Source organism: Amorphoplanes friuliensis DSM 7358, from assembly GCF_000494755.1.
GTDB lineage: Bacteria > Actinomycetota > Actinomycetes > Mycobacteriales > Micromonosporaceae > Actinoplanes > Actinoplanes friuliensis.
Genome location: NC_022657.1, coordinates 6,399,243 through 6,416,244 on the forward strand (window position 1 = coordinate 6,399,243; position 17,002 = coordinate 6,416,244).

16 protein-coding genes are annotated in these 17,002 nt (G+C 69.1%); 3 read left to right on the forward strand and 13 right to left on the reverse strand.

From position 1 onward, the window contains the following. Positions 1–58: 58 nt before the first annotated feature. The 4 genes from AFR_RS29565 to AFR_RS29580 all read right to left on the reverse strand — a co-directional run bounded on the left by AFR_RS29565 (position 59) and on the right by AFR_RS29580 (position 4,641). Entirely contained in the window at positions 59–553 is a 495-nt protein-coding gene (locus tag AFR_RS29565) for a nuclear transport factor 2 family protein (protein ID WP_023560487.1), read from the reverse strand. A 135-nt stretch (positions 554–688) separates the two neighbouring features. After that, the gene (locus AFR_RS29570) at positions 689–2,491 is read right to left on the reverse strand and encodes an AfsR/SARP family transcriptional regulator (protein WP_023560488.1); all 1,803 of its coding nucleotides are present in this window, start codon (positions 2,489–2,491) and stop codon (positions 689–691) included. 101 nt (positions 2,492–2,592) lie between these two features. Next, the gene (locus AFR_RS29575; RefSeq protein WP_023560489.1) at positions 2,593–4,005 is read right to left on the reverse strand and encodes an FAD-binding oxidoreductase; all 1,413 of its coding nucleotides are present in this window, start codon (positions 4,003–4,005) and stop codon (positions 2,593–2,595) included. 195 nt (positions 4,006–4,200) lie between these two features. Further along, on the reverse strand, positions 4,201–4,641 hold the full coding sequence (locus tag AFR_RS29580; RefSeq protein WP_023560490.1) for an ester cyclase: 441 nt from the start codon (positions 4,639–4,641) through the stop codon (positions 4,201–4,203). Between the two features lie 122 nt (positions 4,642–4,763). On the opposite strand from AFR_RS29580, the gene AFR_RS29585 reads away from it, so the two are divergent. After that, a complete protein-coding gene (locus tag AFR_RS29585) occupies positions 4,764–5,258 on the forward strand; it encodes a MarR family winged helix-turn-helix transcriptional regulator (RefSeq protein ID WP_238547151.1) in 495 nt (164 codons plus the stop codon). A 205-nt stretch (positions 5,259–5,463) separates the two neighbouring features. Here the strand turns inward: AFR_RS29585 and AFR_RS29590 are convergent, their stop codons facing one another. Further along, on the reverse strand, positions 5,464–6,117 hold the full coding sequence (locus AFR_RS29590) for a TetR/AcrR family transcriptional regulator (RefSeq protein WP_084298188.1): 654 nt from the start codon (positions 6,115–6,117) through the stop codon (positions 5,464–5,466). 185 nt (positions 6,118–6,302) lie between these two features. Between AFR_RS29590 and AFR_RS29595 the strand changes: the two genes are divergently transcribed. Then, positions 6,303–7,043, forward strand: a complete 741-nt coding sequence (locus AFR_RS29595; RefSeq protein WP_023560493.1) for an SDR family oxidoreductase — start codon at positions 6,303–6,305, stop codon at positions 7,041–7,043. A 38-nt stretch (positions 7,044–7,081) separates the two neighbouring features. Continuing rightward, positions 7,082–8,080 (forward strand): pirin family protein, encoded by a 999-nt coding sequence (locus AFR_RS29600; RefSeq protein WP_023560494.1) that lies wholly within the window; start codon positions 7,082–7,084, stop codon positions 8,078–8,080. 43 nt (positions 8,081–8,123) lie between these two features. Here the strand turns inward: AFR_RS29600 and AFR_RS44095 are convergent, their stop codons facing one another. The 8 genes from AFR_RS44095 to AFR_RS29640 form a co-directional block, all read right to left on the reverse strand. Further along, entirely contained in the window at positions 8,124–8,915 is a 792-nt protein-coding gene (locus AFR_RS44095) for a DUF1963 domain-containing protein (protein WP_052359505.1), read from the reverse strand. A gap of 134 nt (positions 8,916–9,049) precedes the next feature. Then, a complete protein-coding gene (locus tag AFR_RS44100; RefSeq protein ID WP_023560496.1) occupies positions 9,050–10,624 on the reverse strand; it encodes a discoidin domain-containing protein in 1,575 nt (524 codons plus the stop codon). A 136-nt stretch (positions 10,625–10,760) separates the two neighbouring features. After that, positions 10,761–11,123: a VOC family protein gene (locus AFR_RS44105; RefSeq protein ID WP_023560497.1), complete on the reverse strand. Its 363-nt coding sequence runs from the start codon at positions 11,121–11,123 to the stop codon at positions 10,761–10,763. After that, positions 11,120–12,745, reverse strand: coding sequence for an MFS transporter (locus AFR_RS29620; RefSeq protein WP_023560498.1), 1,626 nt, complete (start codon positions 12,743–12,745; stop codon positions 11,120–11,122). Before AFR_RS29620 ends, AFR_RS44105 begins: the two co-directional genes overlap by 4 nt. Next, positions 12,742–13,527, reverse strand: a complete 786-nt coding sequence (locus AFR_RS29625; RefSeq protein WP_023560499.1) for an alpha/beta hydrolase — start codon at positions 13,525–13,527, stop codon at positions 12,742–12,744. The genes AFR_RS29620 and AFR_RS29625 overlap by 4 nt, the downstream gene beginning before the upstream one ends. Before the next feature lie 157 nt (positions 13,528–13,684). Then, the gene (locus AFR_RS44110) at positions 13,685–14,104 is read right to left on the reverse strand and encodes a hypothetical protein (RefSeq protein WP_148308096.1); all 420 of its coding nucleotides are present in this window, start codon (positions 14,102–14,104) and stop codon (positions 13,685–13,687) included. 726 nt (positions 14,105–14,830) lie between these two features. Further along, complete coding sequence (locus AFR_RS29635) at positions 14,831–15,169, reverse strand: site-specific integrase (protein ID WP_041841238.1); 339 nt, start codon at positions 15,167–15,169, stop codon at positions 14,831–14,833. 96 nt (positions 15,170–15,265) lie between these two features. Further along, a complete protein-coding gene (locus tag AFR_RS29640) occupies positions 15,266–16,996 on the reverse strand; it encodes an AIPR family protein (protein ID WP_023560502.1) in 1,731 nt (576 codons plus the stop codon). Positions 16,997–17,002: the final 6 nt, after the last annotated feature.

Here is a 17,002-nt window from a genome sequence, read left to right on the forward strand (position 1 = left end):
TCGTTCAGGTCGAGGCCGGCGATCACCGCGATGCAGCCGACGCCCGCGCAGGTGGGTGTTATTCACCGAGGAGCATGAGCGGGTCGCCCTCGAACCAGGCGTTGGCGATGTCGAGGTGCTGGATCCGCCACTGCTCGCCGTCGCGGACCACCGAGGCGGTGTAACGGTTCATCATCAGGGCGTGCCGGGTCACCGCCGGGTCGGAACCGGAGCCCGGCTTGAAGTGCTGCGCCTGGGCGTAGGCGAGCACGGTGGCGCGGTCGCCGTCGAGCGTGATGCGGACGTTGCTGATGGAGTGGCTGGAGTCCAGCGGCCCCACCGCACCGATCAGGCTGGTCACGACAGTTTCCCGGGGAGCGAGCGGCGGGAAGTCGTACCCGATGCGCCGCATGGCCGGGCCGAGGTCGACGACAGCGTCCTCGGTCAGCGAGGAGGAGAGCAGATCGGCGTCGTTGAGATCGAGGCCGGCGGCGTAGCGGTGCAGGGTGTCGGTGATGGCGGCCCGGTCGACGAGGTCGGTCAGGGTCGTGGCGGTGGTGATCGTGTCGGTCATGAGTTCATCCCATCAAGCGGGCGCCGACGCAGCGCCGATGAAACGTTGACGCCTGATGCGGGCCGCGATCTGCGGGGCGGCCGGCGCGGATCCCGGGTCGGCGATATGGCTGACCCGGATGAGCGCCCCTGATCGTCAGAGCGCCGCGACCAGTTCCCGGTCCAGGCCGGCCAGCGCCGCCCGGCAGCGCTCCGGACCTTCGATCTTCTGGGCCCGGCGCCGCGCGATGGCCTGGATCAGCACCGTGTAACGGTAGGTGTCGATGTCGACCGCCTCCACCAGGTGGGCGTCCACAAGGTCTTCCATGGCGGCCCGCGCTTCGGCCCGGGGCAACCCGGTCATCGCGCTCACCTCGGCGACGGTGCGGATCAGCGGGACGGCGAGGGCGGCGAGGCGGAAGACCTGGGCCGGTACCGCGGACAGTCTCGCCTCGGCCCGCCGGATCGGCTCATCGACGATCTTGCAGTCCTCGTGCATGACGACCGGCTGCTGCAGGTCGTCGGCCAGCTGCGCCATGATCTGCCGGACCGTCCACATCGGTCGATCGAGCAGCCGGGCGGCGGCCACCTGGACCGACAGGGCGTGCCCGGAGCAGGCGCCGACCAGCTCCCGAGCCGCGTCCGGTTCGCCGTCGACGCGCCGGCGCCCGGCGATCTCGCCGAGCAGGTGCAGCGATTCTCGCTCGCTCAGCGGGCCGAGCCGTTGCCACACCACCGTCGACAGCTCCAGCAGCCTGCGACTTGCCGTGACGATGACCGCGCAGCCCGGCAGCAGCGGCTCCACCTGCTCGCTGCTGTCCGCGTCATCGAGGATCACCAGCATCCTGCGTCCGGCCGTCATGGTGCGCCACAGCGCGGAGCGCTCCGCCGTCATGTCCGGCAGGGCGGCACCCGGCTGGATCGAGCGGAGCAGCGAGCCGAGGGCCTCGTGCGTACTCATCGCCCGCCCGCTGCGAGCGCTCAGATCGAGGTACACGCGCCCGTCCGGGAAGTGGTCGGCGAGCTGATGGGCCAGGTGCACGGCCAGAGCCGACTTGCCGGACCCGCCGAGACCGGTGATGCCGGCGATCGGTATCCCGCCGTCCTCGGTGAGCACCCGGCCCAGCCGGTCGATCTCGGCGTGACGACCGGTGAAGTTGCGCGTGTCCGGCGGAACCTGATCGGGCCGCGCTGTCCGGGCCTCGGCCGGCGTCTGCGGCCGGGCGACCGCCTCGTCGCCCCGCAACAATCGCTGATGCAACCGCTGCAGCTCGGCACCGGGTTCGATGCCGAGCTCGTCGCGCAGCCCGGTGCGCAGCCGGCGGAAGGCCTCGAGCGCCTCCACCGTCCGCCCGGAGCGGTGCAGAGCGGTCATCCACAGCTCGGTCAGGCGCGCGTCCACCGGCCGGTCGGCGACGGCCGCGGCCAGATCCGCGCGGATCGCCTCATGCCGGCCGAGCGCCAGCTCCACGTCGAACAGCTGTTCGCGGGCGGCGCGCCGGGACTCCTCGAGCCGGGTGCGCTGGGCGGCGGCGAACTCCGCGCGGACGCCACCCAGCGCCGGACCGGACCAGAGATCGAGCGCCCCGCGCAGCGCCGTCGCGGCGCCGGAGAGATCCCCGGAAGCCCGGGCCTCGCGGGCGGCGCCGACGAGCCGGTCGAAGTCATCGGTGTCGACACCGGCGCCGTTACGCTCGAGGTGGTAGCCACTCGCCGATCGGACCAGCTCGGCCTCGCCACCGGCGAGGATGTGCCGCAGACGGGCGGCGTACGTGCGGACGGTGCCGTGCGCCGACGCCGGCGGGCGCTCACCCCACAGCGCGTCCACCACGTCGGCGATCGGCACCGGGGTGTTCCGCAGCAGCAGCAGGGCCAGCAGCCCGCGCTGCTGGGGCGTACCCAGAGCCACGTCACCAGCATCCGTGATGACCCGCACCGGGCCCAGCAGAGTGAATCTCACCGTTGAATCTTCACGCATTGAGCGGGCTGCACCAAGGCGGTCGCGCGTGACTATTAAGACAACTTACGATCTGAAACCGATGCCACAAATCCGGGCGGCGGTCAGACGGCCGGCTTGATGTTGTGGTTGAGCCGGAAGACGTTGGCCGGGTCGTACCCGGATTTGGCCCGCGCCAGCCGGCTGTAGGTGGCGGCCGGGTAGGCCGCCCGGACCGCCTCGTCACTCAGATCTTCCTGACCGATGAAGTTGAGGTGCTTGCCCTCCAGCGCCCACGGCTCGAGAGCGGCGAACAGCCCATCGGTCCACCGCAGAGCCGGCCCGGTCAGGTCCGGGCCGCCGACAGCGACCACCCACAGGACAAATTCCGACGTACGCAGGCCGGCCGCACCGGCCCCGGCCGGCGTGTCACGCAGGGCGCCGCCGAGGTGACGCAGTTCGATGATGTCGGCCGGCACGTCGGCCGCCGGTCCGATGCTCGCGAGCAGCTCCGCCACCAGGTCGCCGGTCAGCGGCGACAGGCTCAGCGTGCGCTCCGCGAACGGCGCCGGGCCCTCCGGGTCGGAGTAGATGGCGGCGTAGTCGGTGTACGGCATGTCGGCGACGGTGTCGATCATGACCGGTGCCGCCGTGCGCAACGGCGCCAGCAGCGCGTCCGCCTCAGCTGCGGCGCCCAGGAACGAAACCCGCACGTGCACCGTGAAGGTGCCTCGCAGCGGCTCCGGGAACACCGGCACGTCCGGCAGCCGCATGAACGCGATCGAGGTGGTCAGCTCGTCCGGCGCCCGGGCGGTCAGGGTGGCGTACGCCCGCAGGACCGCCTCGGCGTGCTCGCCCGGGAAGATCAGCACCCCGCCGTACAACCGGGTGACCGGGAACAGCTCGAACTCGAGGGCGGTGACGATGCCCAGGTTGCTCTTCGAGCCGCGGACCGCCCAGAACAGCTCCGGCTCGGCATCGGCGGTGGCCTGCCGCACCTGCCCGTCCGCGGTGACGATGTCCAGCGCGGTGACATGGTCGGACGCCCAGCCGTACTTGCGACCCATCGTGGCACTCAGGCCGCCGCCGAGGGTGTAGCCGACCACGCCGACCAGCGGCGAGGAGCCGTTGAGCGGCGCGAGCCCGTGCTTCGCCGCGGCGTCGACGACCTGCTGCCAGCGCACCCCGGCGCCGACCCGGGCACGGCGGGCCACCGGATCGATGGTGACCTCGTCCATCCGGCGCGTCGTGATCAGCAGCGTACGGTCGTTCGCCACGACGGTGGTGTGGCCGGTGTTCATCACCGCCACGGCGAGGTCGTGGGCCTTCGCGAACGCGAGCGCGGCCTGGACGTCGGACGGCCCGGCGGCCCCCACCACCAGGGCAGGGTTGTTGGGCACGGCCGGGTTGTACGTCGCGCATTCCTCGGCGTAGCCCTTGTCACCGGGCAGCAGAACCGGGCCGGCGACGCGGTGGGACAGCTCGGCGGCGGCGGCCGGGTCCACCACGGCCGGGTAGTCATTGCTCGATTCGGTCATGGCCCCAATCCACCAGCGTCACGCCGACGGAACGCCGACAAAACGTTGACGATCCCGGGCATCGGGCTGGCGTCCCGGTCGACCACCTCATGCCCCAGCCGGCCCCCGAGCGGCACTGCACGCCGGTACGGGCCAACACGCAGCGTGAGCGCGGCGGCCGGGTCGGCAAGCGTGCCGGCCGCCGCGCCGGGGTGATCAGGGAGCCCACGGTGGGGTGAAGGCGCCGAGCTGGGTCATGATGGTCACGAGGTCGTCGGCCGCCCATTCCTCGCTGATCCGGCCGTCGGTGACGCGGTAGATGTCGACCGCGTCCCAGCGCACCGTCCGGCCGTCGGCCGGCACACCGAGCAGCTGTCCCTTGACCGTGGCCGTCACGACCAGGCGCACCATGACCAGGTCGTTCTCGGCCACGACGTCCTGTTCTGCGGCGTACAGGTCGGGCAGCGATCCCAGGAAACCGGTCAACAGACCGGTCAGATTCTCGGCGCCCGTGAGGTCGCCGAGGGCACCGCCGTGCCAGACGACGTCATCGGTGACGAAGTCGCGGGCCGCGAGCGGGTTGTGCTTGTTGAACACCTGCTCGATGTAGTCGCGGGCGATCTGCTTATTGCTCTCGAGCTGCTCGGACGGCGACACGGGATCCTCCTGTATTTGTTTGACCAGTCAGGTACTTGACCAGAAAGTAGTCGGATTTATCTGACTGGTCAAGTAAATCGAGGTGCGACCTCAACCGAGACCGACGCCGTACCATCGGACGGGTGCAAGAGGCAGCCAAACCCCGCTCCATGCCACTGGACCCGGTGGAGGAAGCGGCATGGCGCGCGGTGGCGCGCGCGGTCCTGGTCGTTCCGAAGGCGCTCGATGCCGACCTGATCGCCGGTTGCGGGCTCAACCTCGCCGAGTACATCGTGCTGGTGAACCTCTCCGAAGCGCCGCACCGCACGCTGCGGATGTACGAGCTCGCCGCCGAGTCCACATTGACCTCCGGCGGCGTCACCCGGCTGGTCGCGCGGATGGAACGCCAAGGTCTGGTGACGCGAGGGCAGGCCGAGCACGACGGGCGCGGGATGACGGCAACGCTGACGGCGGCCGGCCTCCAGCGGTTGCAGCAGGCCTACCCGGCTGCTCTGGCCAGCGTGCGAACCAATGTGATGGACCACCTGGCCGACCTCGACCTGGAGTCGTTCGCCGCCGCTGTCGCTGATTTCGGCCAGAACCGGCACCAAGCGGCGGAGGGCCCCCCGCCGGCATAGCCTCCCGGGGCTCCAGCTCTGCCGTTCGACGGTGGCCGGGATCTCGGCGCGGACAACCACGACGTCGGTCCAGCCGGTGACCGCAGGCCGGATCGGCGCATCGTTGCCTGAGCCGCGCAGGTGAGGTTTGTCGCGTCGGCGAACTCGGCGTCGAGCGTGGTCGCGGGCACTTCGCCGTGCGAAGGGTACGGGCTCCCCGGAACCGTCAGCCGCGGAGAAGCGCGCCGGTTCCCGGGTGCGCGTGCCCCTCGAGGGTTCCGGTCAGGACCGGGACCAGCCAACGCTCGATCTGCTCAGCCGGCCGAGCGGCCAGTTCGCCGCCGATGGGCGCCATCACCAGCCAGTTCAGCAGGCCCGCGGCGCACCGCGTCCGGAACGTCAGTTCCTCGTGGCCGACCTCGGGCAGGCGCGCAGTCAGCACCCGGAGCGCGTCGGTGCGGGTCTGCTCGAACTTCGCGGTCAGGCGGCCCCAGCTGTCGGGCGGATCGATGCCGACCCGGGCCACCGTGCGCATGATGGCGAGCTCGGGCCCGCCGACGGCCAGGGCGTGCATCATGGGCCGGGCGAACGCCGCGGCCAGCTCCCTCAGCGTCGAGTCGGCCGACAGCGGGGCGAGCGCGCCGAGCTGTGCGTCCAGGTAGGTTTCCAGCGCGCTCTCCACAGCGGCGTCACGCAGGGCCCTGAGCGAGCCGAAGTGATAGCTGACCGCAGCCACGTTGGTGCCGGCGGCCTCGGTGACCTCCCGTAACGAGAGTCCGTCCGGGCCGCGCGCTGCGAGAAGGTGCAACGTCGTGCGCAGCAGGCACTCACGTGTTCGCTGTCCGGCCTCCCGGCGCAGATCCGACCCTCCCGATGCCATGCCCAAACTGAAACAAGCGCTTGATTTCTTGTCAACCCGACTGTGTCGCGCACTCGGGTGACGGAAGAAGGTCAAACAGTCGCTTGACAAACTCCAGCCGCGCTCTTAAATTAAAACAAGCGATTGATTTTATGGTGAGACCGGTCATCGGGACGACCGGTCGTGGGCTACAGGGAGGAAGTTCGATGGGACAACTGGATGGCAAGATCGCACTGGTCACCGGGGGTACGAGCGGGATCGGCCTGGCCACCGCGCACCGGTTCGCCGCTGAGGGCGCGCACGTGTTCATCACCGGGCGCGATCAGCAGCGCCTCGACAACGCCGTCAAAGAGGTGGGCAACGCGACGGGCGTGCGCAGCGACGTCAGTGACCTCGCCGACCTCGACCGGCTCGCCCTCGCGATCAGGGAGCACGGCACGGGGCTCGACGCGGTCTTCGTCAACGCGGGCATCGGCGAGTTCGCGACGCTCGACTCGGTCGGCTGGCAGGACTACCAGAAGACCTTCAACACCAACGTGGGCGGCGTGATCTTCACCGTGCAGAAGGTGCTGCCGCTGCTCAACCCGGGCGCCGCCATCGTGCTGACCGGCTCGAGCTCGGCCGGCAACGGGCAGCCGTCGTTCGGTCTCTACGCCGCCAGCAAAGCCGCGATCCGCTCGCTGGGCCGCACTTGGGCGGGCGAGCTGGTCGGGCGCGGCATCCGGGTCAACACGATCGTTCCCGGCCCGACCGAGACCCCCGGCCTCGGCGGCCTCGTGCCCGACAACCCGCAGGCGCTGTTCCAGCAGCTCGCCACGGGCATCCCGATGGGCCGGATCGGCCGCCCGGAGGAGATCGCCAACGCGGCGCTGTTCCTGGTGTCGGATCAGTCCAGCTTCATGACCGGCTCCGAGATCTTCGTTGACGGCGGCGCCGAGCAGATCTAGCCGGCAGGCCGCCGTTCGATGATCGATCCGCTGGAGACGTGACCGCGCCGAGCAGCTCGGACGGCAAGACCACCGACCCGTCCCGGCGTCACCCCGTCAACCGTTCCCACCGTCCGGTGAGGAACCTGAACTCGACCGGCCGGAGGAACAACATGATGCACACGGTCCAGCAACGCACCATCGATCGGGTCGACGACCGCCTGCATCTCGGTCCGGACCAGCAGGTCGACGACAAGGCCTTGCTGTTCACCCCGAAGTCGCCGCAGTTGACCGATCCGTTTCTCGTGCTCGTCGACGACCTGTTCTCGTCGCCCGGCTTCGAGTGGCACCCGCACCGCGGCCTGGAGACCGTCACGGTCGTCCTCGACGGTGTCCTCGAACACGGCGACAACATCGGCCACGTCGGCACCCTGTCCACCGGGGACGTCCAGTGGATGACGGCCGGCCGCGGCGTGATTCACCGCGAGCTCGCGTTCCGCAACGAACGCGCCCACATCCTGCAGTTGTGGGTGAATCTGCCGGCGGAACAGAAGATGGTCGACAACCGCTACCAGGACCTGCTCGCCGCGCAACGGCCGGTCATCGAGGCGGACGGCACCCGCATCGACCTGATCTCCGGGCGCGCCGGCGGCCACACCGGCCCGGCGCAGAACCATTGGCCGATCACCGGCGCCACCCTGACGCTGGAACCGAACCGCACCCTGCGGCACACGCTGCCCGCCCACGACCGGGCGTTCTTCACCGTGCTCAGTGGGACTGTCACCATCGCCGGACGCACCCTGACCACCGGGCAGACCGGCTGGTCCGATCCGCTGCCGGGCGGCGGCCCGGAAACCTCGACCATCGCGCTCCGCACCGGCGACACCGATCAGCGGGCCGTCGTGCTGGCCTTCAGCGGCCAACCGATGCGGCAGCCCGTCGTGTTCGGCGGCCCGTTCGTCATGAACACCCAGGCCGAGATCGTCCAGGCACACCGCGACTTCCGATCCGGCCGCTTCGGCGCGGTCCCCCGGCAGGCCCGCCTGCAGTACCGCTGACCGGCGTGAGGAGTGGGCGCAGCCGGGCGAACGGCGAGCCGGCTCAGTGGCCGACTTCAGCGAACATCTCGACGGTGTCGAAGCGGCCGGCAGCCATGTCCTGGGTTCGGATGACGTAGTTGATGCGGGACTGGTCCCGAGGCTCCCAATCGCTCAGCAGGAGCACGCGGTACTGGCTGCGCAGTAGAGCAAACCTCTGCTGCGCCTCCTGTACCGAGATCGCGTCGGGTGTTTCGTTGATCTTGTCCCATTCGGGTCCGGCCTCGGTGTTCGGGAATCCACCCAGGGCGAACTGATCGAACACCTCGGAGAACGTCTTCTCCACGGCATCGGCGATGCCCTCCAGGCCGTCGAAAGCGACATCGTCGTACCAGCCGGAGTCGTACGGAAGACGAACTTGAGGTGTCGCGAAATAGTCCACCGGAGCGAAGACGTCTCCGACCTGGGACGGTGGCTGCCGCAGTGTCGCCGTCGTTGGATCAGCGACGTAGATCACCTCACCCCAGCAGTCGCCCCAGTGGGCTTCGCCACCCCAGAAGACCATGAGCTGACCCGACTCCGGATATGGGAGATCGAGCTCCCCGCGGGGTACGGCCGCGCAGTCCAGAGCACCGAGGAAGCTGGCACCTCCAGGCCACTCGACGTCCTCCGGCAAACGCGGCAGGCCTCCGTATCGGAAGACCACACCCCCGTCGTTGGCCTCCTCATGGAGCGCGACGCGGGGACGCAGCACCGCCAGGAATCTCTCCACCTCCGCCGCGGAGGCCTGACGCTCGGACGCCACCTGCCGAAAGCGCTCTTTGTAGGTGGTGAGATCGATTCCCATGTCGGACATGCTGTGAAGGTAGGCACCACGGAGACGGCACGGAAGGCCGCCCGTCAAGAACTGCCGCGGCGGGAACCCGGGGGTGGTCACCGAGGGCAGGCGGCTTGACTGCTGAACAGTCGATGCCGGCCCCCGGCGGTCGCTCAGTAGCCGAGCACGTCCGCGGCAACCGCCCGCAGCCGAGCCGCGGTGGCCGCCGGGAGGTAGAGGCCGGCGAGGTTCTCAGGGGATGTAGTGAACAGGATGCCGTAGAGGACCGCCGCATCCAGGTAGATGGCCTTGTCGTTCGGGTGCCGCCCGTCCGCGACGATCAGGCCCGAGGTGCCGTCGGCCGCGATGATCTTCTCGAAGGCGTCGCTGATCGGCACGATCGTGTTCGGCACGGTCAGCTCGGCTGACAGCCGTGCGTAGCCGGATTCGATCGCCGCGACGTTCGCCGCCCGCGACGGGAAGCCCGCGTTGTCGGCCAGGGCCCAGTTCTCGAACAGCAGGACCCGGCCGCCCGGTTCGAGGTTCTTCACCACCGCGGGAGCGTACGTGTCGAGCAGTGCCTTCTCGGCGGCGGCGAAGTTCTTCGTCACCAGGGTGCTCTGTTCCTGCAGCAGGATGAGGTCGTACTTCTTGGCCGAGCTGAGTGCGCTCTTGACCTCACCCGCGTCCCAGGTCTCCTGCAGGGTGTTGCCGAAGTGGATGACCTCGGTCAGGTTCAGCGCCCGGCCGGACGTCGCGGCCAGACTCTTGACGACGTCCGCGGTGTCCTGGTTGGTGGCACCGGTCCGGGTACCGATCAGGCTGTTGCCGATGAAGAGCACGTCGAGGGCATCGGTGGGCGCCGCGTCGCCGCGCACGGTGAAGTGCACCGTCAACGGTGCCCCCAGGACAGCTCCCTGGCGGTCGGCACCCGTGTACGCCTGAACGGTCACGGTGTAGGTGCCGGCGACGAGCAACTGCGGGCAGTCGATGAAGTCGTTGCACAGGAAGTACGGTGCTTTGCTCTCGACCCTGGTGTAGGTGTTCCCGCCGGCCCCGGTGAGAGTGAAGAACACACTGCCGACGGCGGCGCCGGAGGACGGATCGGCGCGCAGGCTGAGCGTACGGTGGGCCAGCTGAGCCAGATCGACGGTCGCGCCGTCGCGGAGAGGGTTGAACCCTGCCACCGGCTGCCGCGCCGTGTTGTCGATCAGCGAGACGCCGGAGATCGCCGCAGCACCCGACGGGCTCGGCTGGCCTCCCGTGCCGTCCGGTGCGTAGACGCCGAACTCGTACAGGGAGTATCCGTACTGGGTGGTGCGCGCCGTGCCGTACATGCGGACGAAGCGACCCGTGCCGCTCACCGGCACGCTCTGCTTGCCACCCGCCGACGTCGTCGTGGAGTAGACCGTTCGCCAGGTCTGGCCGTCGTCCGACAGCTGCAGAGAGTAGGACTTGGCGGCGGCGCGCTCCCAGTCGAGCTCGACACGGCCCAGCGCCTGCGCGGAGCCCAGGTCGACCTGCAGCCACTGCGGGTCGAGGCCCTGCGCGGATTCCCATCGGGTACCGCTGTCGCCGTCGACCGCTTTGGCGGCGGTGTTGCCGGCGGTGGCACTCGATGCGGTGGCGGACCTGCCCGCCGACAGCGAGTCGGCGGCGAAGGCGTTGCCGTGCAGGTTGCCGGCCACCAGTGCGGCCGCGGCGACCAGCGCAACGGCGCAGGCCGACGCCGCTGTACGGATGCGCATGGGCGATCTCCTTCTGGAAGCTCCTGGCTGAACCAGATGGGAGACCGACAACGGCAACCCTCGATAACGGAAATCGGCGATCAGGTACCGGAGAGCCCCTCGGTCACGGGCCGAGGGACCCCCACGAGGAGGGCTGTCACCTGCTCGCCTGCCGGACGCCGATCAGGTTGCCGAAGGGGTCGAGCAGCTGGCAGAGCCGTTCGCCGGTCATGATCGTCTTGGGTCCACGGTGGGCGATCGCGCCGTGCCGGCCCCACTCGGCGACCACCGCGTCGACGTCCTCGACGTCCCAGTAGGCCACGCAGCCCGCCGTGCCACCGGTGTTGAACTCGTCGAACTGGTGCAGGGTCAGGCTGCTCGTACCGAGATCGAAGCGGGCCAGCTGGGCGGCCTGCAAAGCCGGCGGGACGCCCAGCCGGTCGGTGTACCAGGCGGTCGCGGCGGCCAGGTCGGGCACGAAGCAGAAGACGTCGGCGACGGTGGTGAACGGGCTGGTCATGCGGGCTCCCCGAGGTGCTGGACGACGTTGTGCACGTGATGCGGGACGGCGACGTTCAGCAGGTGCTGCTGGGTGACCGTGTCGGCGAGCGCCTCGACGCGCCGGCGTACCTCCTCGTCGAACGGCGTCTGCCGGTTGCTGCGCTGGTCGAGAAGCTCGGTCCAGGAGGCGACCCGGTAGCGCTCGACCAGCTGATCCGTCTCGACGGCGTCGCTGAGCAGCACCCACTGGGTCGCGCCGGTGCGCAACCGGCTGGTCCGCAGCTCGGCGATCGCCCGGACGAAGTCGTCGCGTCGCTCCGGCCGTACGTGATACCGGACCAGGACCTCCACCGGGTCGTCCGGCGTGATCGCGCCGACAAATGTCGCCTCCGGCAGCACCCCGGGCGGGACCGCCGTCCGGTCACCGATATCGGTACGGCGCAAAGGCAGCCACACCCCGGCCACCGTCGTGGCGACCAGCAGGATTCCGGCGCCGGCGAAAGTGCGGCCCAGCCCGATCCAGGTGGCCACCGCTCCCCAGAGAGCGGCGCTGCCGGCGAACGTCGCGAACAGCACCATCTGATAGACGGCCAGGGCGCGGGCGCGTACCCAGTCCGGCAGGAACGCCTGCACGCCGGCGTTGAGGCCGGCGATCACCGCGATCCAGCCGACGCCAATTGGCACCAGCAGGGCCACCGCCACGCCGACGTTACGGGTCAGGGCCAGCCCGATCAGCCCGGCGCCGTAAACCGCGCCCGCGACGGTGAGCTTCGCGGACGCCGACAGCCGGTTCTGCACCAGCGGCATCAGGACCGCGCCCGCGACCGCCCCGGCGCCGGCCGCGCCCAACAGGACGCCGTAGCCGGCGGCGCCCAGTCCCAGCCGGCCCTCGGCCAGCGGCGCCAGCAACGCCCACAGCACGTTGGCGGGCAGGGCGAACAGCACCAGCCGCAGCAGGATGCGGCGCACCGCGGGCGAGTTCAGCACGTACCGGCCACCCGCCTCGAAGCTCGACAGCGAGGCGGCCTTCACCGCCGAGCCTGTCCCCGGCCGGCCCGCCGGGGTCAGCAGCAGCGCGGCGCCGAAGAGCACAAAGCTGATCGCGTTCAGGCCGAAGAGCCACGGCACGCCGAGGTGGGCGAGCAGCAGCCCGGCGATGGCCGGGCCGACCGCCCGCGCGAGGTTGACGCCGAGCGAGCTCAGCGACGCGCCGGGGCCGAGCTCGGAACGCGGCAGCAGGTCGGACACCATCGCCTGGAAGGCCGGCATCTGAGCGGCCGCGCCGCAGCCGAGCAGGAAGGTGAACAGCAGCAGCACCTCGGGCGACGTGCGCCCGGCCGCGGTCAGCAACGCCAGGATCCCGGCGAGGACCGCCTGCACGCCCTGGGTGACCAGCAGCAGCCGCCGGCGGTCCAGGAAGTCAGCGACCATACCGGCGGGGATCACCAGCAGCAGCACCGGCACGCTGGAGGCGCTCTGCACCAGGGAGATCAGCAGACTGGAACTGTGCTGCTCGATGAGCAGCCACTGGCCGGCGACGGTCTGCATCCAGGTGCCGACGTTCGCCACGAAGGCGGCGATCCAGACCGCCCGGAACACCGGGTGCCGCAGGGGCGCCCAGGTACCCGCCACGGTGGTCATGCCAGCACCTGCCGGAGGAAGGCCAGCGTGCCCTCGACCGCGTGCTCGAGGTAGCCCTCCGCATGCTTGGTCCCGGGGATCAGCTGGAGTGTGCTGGCCACCCCGACATCGGTGAGCGCCTGCTGCATCGCCACCGGATCGCTGACCGGCACGAACTCGGCCAGCGAGTTGGCCAGGTAGACCGGACCGGCCGACGCCACGGCGTGCCGGACGGTCGAGGCGCGCGGCAGCAGGGACCGGTCGCCGCCAACCTCCTGCAGGATGCACCAGCGCAGGAAGGCATCATCCCGGCCTGTCTGGTTGATGTCCGCGCTGCGCATGGCGTCCAGGTCCTGGGTGGTCGGCGTCGCCGCGACGGTGGCGTCGGTCGCCTCGATGAACGCCTCGAGGTTGAAGATGCCCGACCAGCTCGCCGACGGCCGCCCGGTGGCGAGGCCCGCCTCGACGGCCAGGTTGCCGCCCGCCGAGCCGCCGAGGAACGCGAGCCGGTCACGGTCGAAGGCGTACCCGGACGCACGGGCCCAGTCCGCGGCGGCCAGGACATCCTCGCGGCCGGCCGGGAACGGGTGATCCGGCGCGAGCCGGTAGTTGGGCACGAAGACGAGGTACCCCGCGTCCACCAGGATCGACGCCAGCTTTTGTTCCTTCGACTTGTCACCGCGGAACCAGCCGCCACCGTGCACCAGCACGACGGCCGGGCGGGAGCCGGCCGGGTCCCCGTACACGTCGAGGACCTGCTCCTTCGCCGAGGCGTACGGAACGTCGAGGTCGATCGAGATCATGACTCACCCTCCCGTCCAGGGCGCCCGGGTGTCAAAGGTCAAACGACCGATGCCGGCCGGGGCGTCCCTGTGGGTGCCGTCAAGCGGCGAAAGCGAGTGCCGGACATTCTCGGTGTCGTCGGCAATCCCGGCCGGGCCACACCATGACCTGCGCAATCTACGGAGACACACCGCCATCGAGGCCGAACGCAAACTTTTCCGCTTCCGCCGCCAACTCGGTGAGTTCCTCGACCGAACACTCAGGCACGACATATCCGCGGCCACGGATAAGGCTCAGCAGCTGCTCCGGGACGACCACATTGTGCCGGCGCACGTAGTAGCCGAAATCCTGGCGCCACAGCCACTGTCCATTGGTCAGAACAGAACTGCCGTTCATGACCTGGTGCGTGGGATCGAGGGGGTCGTTCTCGATATCCATCATGTCGATCAGAGGGTGGCCCGCATCGAGATACGCCACCACCTTGTCGACATCAGGCAACGGACCGAGCGCGATGTGATCCCTGATGCTCTGCGGCGGCGCCGGGTGAAAGCCCTGGCTCAACTCGACGAACATCCCGACCGTCTTGACCACCGTCACCTCAATCAGCAATCTGCGGTTCAAAAATCACCCAGGTGCCCCCGTCACGGATCCTGGCACTTGTGGTGATGGACCGTACCGGTTGATACCGATCGCGTCCGTGGTGCCTTGACCAGCACGCCCAGAGAGTTCGCCAGCACTTTCTACCGCTCCCTTACCGAACTCACCAGAGACCGTTTCACTCACGCAGCAGGCATTGCCCGCAGCGGTCGGCGAAAGTCACGATGTCAGGTCCATGCTTATGTCGAGCTGGACCGGCAGGCATCGACGACTCCTCGGCAAGCGCTCGGCCGGCCGAGCCCGTGCGCCGCGTACGAACCGGTCAAGTTGGCGAACGGCCGGATCGCGAAGCAGACCGTCTTGGCCCACCTAGAACACACCGTGTTTCCGCTTCATGACGTAACGTACGTCCGCCCTGAGCGCTCGAGCATCGGCGGTCAACCGGCTCAGCGACCGCACTCGCGGAGACGCGGCGCAGGATCTGACGTCGATGACGAGGACTCCGGCCCGATCGCAGTCGGCTTCGAACTTCGAACAGGCGGCAGCTCGGTCCGGGCTTTCGCGCTCGATCAGCCCGCGAGCACTTCGCGGAGCCGGCGCGTCGACACTCCCAGCCGGCGGGCGATCTCAATACGGGTCAGATCCGGTTCTTCCCGCATCATCGTCAGAGCCAGGTGACACGTCATCGCCGTCGGCCGGCGTATCCGGGTACGCGCCTTCCGGGCCTCAGCTGGCAAGCGTCTCCACGGACTTACCATCGTCAAAGAGCAGACTCGCGGTGCAGCCACCCCAGTTCCGTAGCGGCCTCGGCGGGACTTCGGACACTGTCATCAGGTCGGTGATCCGGTCCGTGGCCTGCAGGCGTCTAGTTGCGTCGACCCGGGTGTAGTAGCGCATGAGCGTGGCCGGGTCATGGCCGAGCCTTTCCGCGACTTCGTGGACGCCGTAGCCGGCGTCGAGCAGAGTTGAAGCGGTCAGGTCCCGGATCTGGTGCGGGCCGATCGGCCGGGCCTTCGCGGCTATGCGCACCTGGACGGCGGCGCTCTCACGGCCGAGGCGCTGCACCTGGCGGGACGGCAGACCCGCAAAACTACCCGGACCAACCACACCTGTGGGCGTCCCACATCCATCTCGGCCCGTGATCCGCGGCGACGTGACGCGTCATGCCGACACCCGCGGGCCCAGCGCGGCGGCTCGGACGGCGTCCGCGAAGCGGCGGTTGCGGACCATCTCGCCGAGCGGCACCCCCGTCGCCTCCTCCTTTCCGATGATCTCGGTGAGCGTCGGGATGAGCTTGAGGACGGCCTGCTCCGCCTTTCCCGGCTCCCAGACCAGCTCGATGAGCCGACGACATTGCTCGGATGCCTTCTTGGGACTCGCCGGAAGCCTTTCATCACCCAGGAGCTGCCACCGGAGCGCGGCCATCAAGTGGTAGCGGACGGGACGGAGGCCGGCGCGTACCCGACGCGTGCGCAGTAGCCACTCGATGCGGTACAGCGTCGCCGCCGCGACATAATAGGCGTCCGGTAGGTGGCCGGCCTGGAACAGATCGTTCTTTCGCCGCGTCGTCAGGTCCTTGTAGTGGCCGACGGCTGACGGCTCTCCGAGGAACATTGCGGCATAAGCGCGGGTGAGCTGGCTCCGGTTGATCACTCGAGTCTTCTCGACGTCTTGCCGGGCCGCGTACTGCTTGGATCGGCGTTCGTAGAACAACCGCCGTGGTGCGTCCTGGGCGGCGAACCAGTCCTCGAGCTGCTTGTGGAAGTCCTCGCGGGTCGAGAGATCCTCCTCGCTGACTGCCGTCTGCCGGTTCGTCGCAGCGATGATGCCGGTGATGACGTTCTCGTCGGCGCTGTGCACCACCCGGACGCTGACCTGCACGTCGTTGTTCAGGTGGCTCCGCTCGTCGAACAGCACGTGGCAGGTCTGGCACCCGTTGACCACCTGAAAGTCGCGTATGTGGACCTCGTCGCCGACGACTCGGAGGTTCCGCGTGACGATAGTGATGCCATTGTTCAGGACGGCGAAGCGCCGGTGGCCGATCTCGTCGCGAATGGTGTCGCGAATCTGAGCGTTCACGCCGTTGTATCCCTGGAAGTCCCGCACATTCTCATGGAACAGCGCCGTGCGGATATGTCCGGTGGGATCGGTGAGCACCTTCTCGACCAGCTCGCGCGCCGACAGCAGCCCGAGCAGTGATTCTTCGACACCGGGCATCCGCGGCAGCGACATCTTCTTCGGCATCTCGAACGTGGCCGGCACCGCCTGGGTGGCCCGCTTGTAGAGCTCTCGCAGATCGTCACGGGTGACGCAGCGAACGTCGACGACGTCGAACAGCCCGGACTTCATGAGCATCTTCTCGGCGGACACCGCCTTGCGCCGCAGCAGGTCCGCCACCTGATTGCCGGTCGTTGCATAGTGGACGTGCAACTGGGGCCGCCCGCCCGAGAACTTGGCGATGTTCTCGTAGATGGCGGTGAGGCATTTGCGGAGGTTCTCCACATCATCGGACGCCGGATACGGCAACTTGTCCTTGGCGACGATGTGGGAGAGGTTGTCCGCGAGGTCCGCGATGACCTTGGCCTCGAACTTCGGGCTCGTCTTGGCCTGGACCACGACGATTCGGACGTCGAGCTGTCTGGCTTGCTCGGCGGCGGCCCGCACCTCGGCCTCGTCGCGCAGAAGAACACCGTTGACCAGGACGCCGGCGACATCGATCCCTAGGTCGTTGCCTCCGCCCATCCGGAAGTCGTCCGGGTTGAACTCGCTTTCGTAGTAGGAACTGAGCACGCAGTAACCGGTGAAGGCCTCGAAGGCCTCGTCACCGGGCAGCGCGGCCAGATCGTGATCCTCCTGGAACTGCTTGACCAGCCTGTCGATGACAATGTCCATCGGATG

Bases quoted from the DNA above. Each gene is read 5' to 3' on its own strand.
- AFR_RS29565 (WP_023560487.1), bottom strand. From the start codon at position 553: ATGACCGACACGATCACCACCGCCACGACCCTGACCGACCTCGTCGAC.
- AFR_RS29575 (WP_023560489.1), bottom strand. From the start codon at position 4,005: ATGACCGAATCGAGCAATGACTACCCGGCCGTGGTGGACCCGGCCGCC.
- AFR_RS29590 (WP_084298188.1), bottom strand. From the start codon at position 6,117: ATGGCATCGGGAGGGTCGGATCTGCGCCGGGAGGCCGGACAGCGAACA.
- AFR_RS29595 (WP_023560493.1), top strand. From the start codon at position 6,303: ATGGGACAACTGGATGGCAAGATCGCACTGGTCACCGGGGGTACGAGC.
- AFR_RS44095 (WP_052359505.1), bottom strand. From the start codon at position 8,915: ATGTCCGACATGGGAATCGATCTCACCACCTACAAAGAGCGCTTTCGG.
- AFR_RS44100 (WP_023560496.1), bottom strand. From the start codon at position 10,624: ATGCGCATCCGTACAGCGGCGTCGGCCTGCGCCGTTGCGCTGGTCGCC.
- AFR_RS44105 (WP_023560497.1), bottom strand. From the start codon at position 11,123: ATGACCAGCCCGTTCACCACCGTCGCCGACGTCTTCTGCTTCGTGCCC.
- AFR_RS29620 (WP_023560498.1), bottom strand. From the start codon at position 12,745: ATGACCACCGTGGCGGGTACCTGGGCGCCCCTGCGGCACCCGGTGTTC.
- AFR_RS29625 (WP_023560499.1), bottom strand. From the start codon at position 13,527: ATGATCTCGATCGACCTCGACGTTCCGTACGCCTCGGCGAAGGAGCAG.
- AFR_RS29640 (WP_023560502.1), bottom strand. From the start codon at position 16,996: ATGGACATTGTCATCGACAGGCTGGTCAAGCAGTTCCAGGAGGATCAC.